The organism is Bradyrhizobium sp. P5_C11_2 (genome assembly GCF_054049755.1).
On the sequence record NZ_JBFULT010000667.1, the window covers coordinates 1 to 3,635 of the forward strand.

The following is a 3,635-nucleotide window of genomic DNA, read 5'->3' on the forward strand; positions in this document are numbered from 1 at the left end:
CCCCCGCAAGCGGGAGAGGTTGCAGCGTGCCTGTGGTGAGACCAGGACGGCACTGACATCCCCCATTTTCCCTGCGAAATCTGCATGGCTTTGCCGCGTTCCCGGCGCTAAAAGACGCCGGTTATACGGAGCAAGCCATGCAAGATCTCTGGCGCCTGTCGGCCGCCGACCTCGCCACCCTCGTCAAGTCCCGGAAGGTATCCGCCAGGGAGGCGGCCAAGGCCGGCCTTGCCCGGCTCGATGCGGTCAATCCCAAGCTCAATGCGGTGATCGACCACCGGCCGGAGGATGTGCTCAAGCAGGCCGACGCCGTCGATGCCGCCATCGCCCGGGGCGAGGATCCCGGCGTGCTGGCCGGGGTGCCCGTCACCATCAAGGCCAATGTCGACCAGGAGGGCTTTGCCACCACCAACGGCCTCAAGCTTCAGCGCGACCTGATCGCGCGCGAGGACAATCCGGTGGTCGCCAATTTCCGTAAAGCGGGCGCCATCCTGCTCGGCCGCACCAATTGCCCGGCCTTCTCCTATCGCTGGTTCACCACCAACCTGGTCCACGGCGACACCAAGAACCCCCGCGATGCCTCGCTGACGCCGGGCGGCTCGTCCGGCGGCGCCGGCTCGGCGGTCGCGGCCGGCATCGGCCACATCGCCCATGGCACCGACATCGCCGGCTCGATCCGCTATCCCGCCTATGCCTGCGGCGTGCATGGCCTGCGGCCGACCCTCGGCCGCATCCCCGCCTTCAATCCGGCGCTGCCGGAACGCCCGATCGGCCCGCAGATCATGGCGGTGTCGGGGCCGCTGGCGCGCACCGTCAACGACATCAGGATTTCGCTTGCGGCCATGTCGGCGCGCGACATCCGCGACCCCTGGTATGTGCCGGCGCCGCTGGAAGGCCCCGCGCGGCCGAAGCGCGCCGCGATCTGCCTCAACCCGGACGGCCTTGCGACCACGCCGGAGGTGAAGGCGGCGGTGACCGACGCCGGCAAGCGCCTCGAACGCGCGGGCTGGACGGTCGAGACCATCGAGAACACGCCGCCAATGCGCGAGGCGGTCGAGTGGCAGACCAAGCTCTGGCTCGGCGACGGCTACGAGGCGCAGCTCGAAATGGCCGAGCGCGAGGGCGATCCCGGCGCGCTGGCCTGCCTGCGCGGCAACCGCGCCAAGGTCACGCCAATGGACCAGGCGAACTACGCCAAGGCCCTGACCCGCCGCGCCACGCTGACCCGCGACTGGATGCTGTTCTTCGAAAAGTATGCGGTGGTGCTGACACCGGTGTCCGGCGAACTGCCGTTCCCCGACCATCTCGACCGCAAGGATGACGAGTCCTTCAAGCGCGTCTGGGAGGCGCAATTGCCGCAGATCGCGATTCCCTTCATGGGCCTGCCGGGCCTGGTGGTCTCGACCGGTCTCGTCGGCAAGGCCCCCGTCGGCGTGCATATCGTGTCCGGCCGTTACCGCGAGGATCTGTGTCTGCTCGCCGGCGAAGCGATCGAGGCGGGCGGCGTGCCGCCGTCGCCGATCGATCCCGTGGGTTAGCGATGTCTGCGATCTACGACTTCAAGGCCAACTCGCTTCTCGGCGAGGAAGTCGCCCTGCGCCGCTTCGAGGGGCAGGTGCTCCTGATCGTCAACACCGCGAGCAAATGCGGCTTCACGCCGCAATATCGCGGCCTGGAGGATCTCTATCGCGATCTCTCGCCGCGCGGCTTCTCGGTGCTGGGCTTTCCCTGCAACCAGTTCGGCGCGCAGGAGCCGGGGCAGGCGAGCGAGATCCAGGAATTCTGCTCGACCCATTACGACGTCACCTTCCCGCTGTTCGAGAAGATCGACGTCAACGGCGCCCACGCGCATCCCCTGTATGAGTATCTGAAACACCAGCAATCCGGACTGCTGGGCGCCTCCATCAAATGGAATTTCACGAAATTCCTGGTGGACCGCGCCGGCAAGGTGATCGCGCGCTACGCGCCGACCGCACGGCCCGAAGGATTGCGGCAGCAAATCGAGACCCTGTTATGAGCGAGACGATCATGAGCGACGAATTTCCCGACCGCCTGTCGGTCGATCCGAACAGCCCGTACTACAACGCGGACATCCTGGCGCGCGACGTCGGCATCCGCTTCAAGGGCGTCGAGAAGACCAATGTCGAGGAGTACTGCATCAGCGAAGGCTGGGTCCGCGTCACCGCCGGCAACGCCAAGGACCGCCACGGCAACCCGCTGACCATCAAGGTGCATGGCCCGGTCGAGCCGTATTTTCGGGATAAGAAATGACGGCGAAGCCGTCATTCCGGGGCGATGCGAAGCATCGAACCCGGAATCTCGAGATTCCGGGTCTGGTCCTTCGGACCATCCCGGAATGACGCGCTAACAAATCGAGAGCCAATCCCATGTCCGTCCGCATCGTCGACGTCCGCGAGATCACCAAGCCGATCTCCTYGCCGATCCGCAACGCCTATATCGACTTCACCAGGATGACGACGAGCCTGGTCGCCGTCGTCACCGATGTGGTGCGCGATGGCAGGCGCGTTGTCGGTTACGGCTTCAATTCCAATGGCCGCTACGGGCAGGGCGGCCTGATCCGCGAGCGCTTTGCCTCGCGCATTCTGGAGGCCGATCCGAAGTCGCTGCTGGATGCGGCCGCTAACAATCTCGACCCCGACAAGGTCTGGGCCGCGATGATGACCAATGAGAAGCCGGGCGGCCACGGCGAGCGCTCGGTCGCGGTCGGCACCATCGACATGGCGGTGTGGGACGCGGTGGCGAAGATCGCCGGCAAGCCGCTGTTCCGCCTGCTCGCCGAGCGTCACGGCGTCAAAGCCAATCCGCGCGTGTTCGTCTACGCCGCCGGCGGCTATTACTATCCCGGCAAGGATCTCTCGATGCTGCGTGGCGAGATGCGCGGCTATCTCGACCGCGGCTACAACGTCGTGAAGATGAAGATCGGCGGCGCTGATATCGACGAGGACCGCACCCGCATCGAGGCGGTGCTGAAGGAGATCGGCGGGGACGCGCAGCTCGCCGTCGACGCCAACGGCCGCTTCAACCTGGAAACCGGCATCGCCTACGCCAAGATGCTGCGGGATTATCCCTTGTTCTGGTACGAGGAGGTCGGCGATCCCCTCGACTATGCGCTTCAGGCTGCGCTCGCCGAATTCTATCCGGGCCCGATGGCGACAGGCGAGAACCTGTTCAGCCACCAGGATGCCCGCAATCTGATCCGCTATGGCGGCATGCGCCCGGACCGCGACTGGCTGCAATTCGACTGCGCGCTGTCCTACGGCCTGTGCGAATACCAGCGCACGCTGGAGGTGCTGAAAACCTACGGCTGGTCGCCGAGCCGCTGCATCCCGCATGGCGGCCACCAGATGTCGCTCAACATCGCGGCCGGCCTCGGTCTCGGCGGCAACGAGAGCTACCCCGACCTGTTCCAGCCCTACGGCGGCTTCCCCGACGGCGTCCGCGTCGAGAACGGCCACATCACCATGCCGGATTTGCCGGGCATCGGCTTCGAGGGCAAGTCGGACCTCTACAAGGAGATGAAGGCGCTGGCGGAGTAGGGTTGGAGCGCGAAGGCCGCGCCAATTATTCAGTGTCGTCCCGGCGAAGGCCGGGACCCATAACCCCAGGGAGGAGTT

The 3,635-nt window shown here is 66.0% G+C and carries 4 protein-coding genes; all 4 read left to right on the top strand.

The features are described from left to right. Window positions 1–137: 137 nt before the first annotated feature. The 4 genes from ACXJL8_RS36455 to tarD all read left to right on the top strand — a co-directional run bounded on the left by ACXJL8_RS36455 (window position 138) and on the right by tarD (window position 3,557). Entirely contained in the window at window positions 138–1,538 is a 1,401-nt protein-coding gene (locus tag ACXJL8_RS36455) for an amidase family protein (protein ID WP_456617937.1), read from the top strand. A gap of 2 nt (window positions 1,539–1,540) precedes the next feature. Then, window positions 1,541–2,017: a glutathione peroxidase gene (locus tag ACXJL8_RS36460; RefSeq protein WP_456617936.1), complete on the top strand. Its 477-nt coding sequence runs from the start codon at window positions 1,541–1,543 to the stop codon at window positions 2,015–2,017. Next, on the top strand, window positions 2,014–2,271 hold the full coding sequence (locus ACXJL8_RS36465) for a DUF3297 family protein (protein ID WP_018318553.1): 258 nt from the start codon (window positions 2,014–2,016) through the stop codon (window positions 2,269–2,271). Before ACXJL8_RS36460 ends, ACXJL8_RS36465 begins: the two co-directional genes overlap by 4 nt. Window positions 2,272–2,387: 116 nt before the next feature. Further along, complete coding sequence (tarD, locus tag ACXJL8_RS36470; protein ID WP_456686574.1) at window positions 2,388–3,557, top strand: D(-)-tartrate dehydratase; 1,170 nt, start codon at window positions 2,388–2,390, stop codon at window positions 3,555–3,557. Window positions 3,558–3,635 lie beyond the last annotated feature (78 nt).

Coding starts and splice junctions, on each gene's coding strand:
- ACXJL8_RS36460 (WP_456617936.1), top strand. CDS start 1,541: ATGTCTGCGATCTACGACTTCAAGGCCAACTCGCTTCTCGGCGAGGAA.
- ACXJL8_RS36455 (WP_456617937.1), top strand. CDS start 138: ATGCAAGATCTCTGGCGCCTGTCGGCCGCCGACCTCGCCACCCTCGTC.
- ACXJL8_RS36465 (WP_018318553.1), top strand. CDS start 2,014: ATGAGCGAGACGATCATGAGCGACGAATTTCCCGACCGCCTGTCGGTC.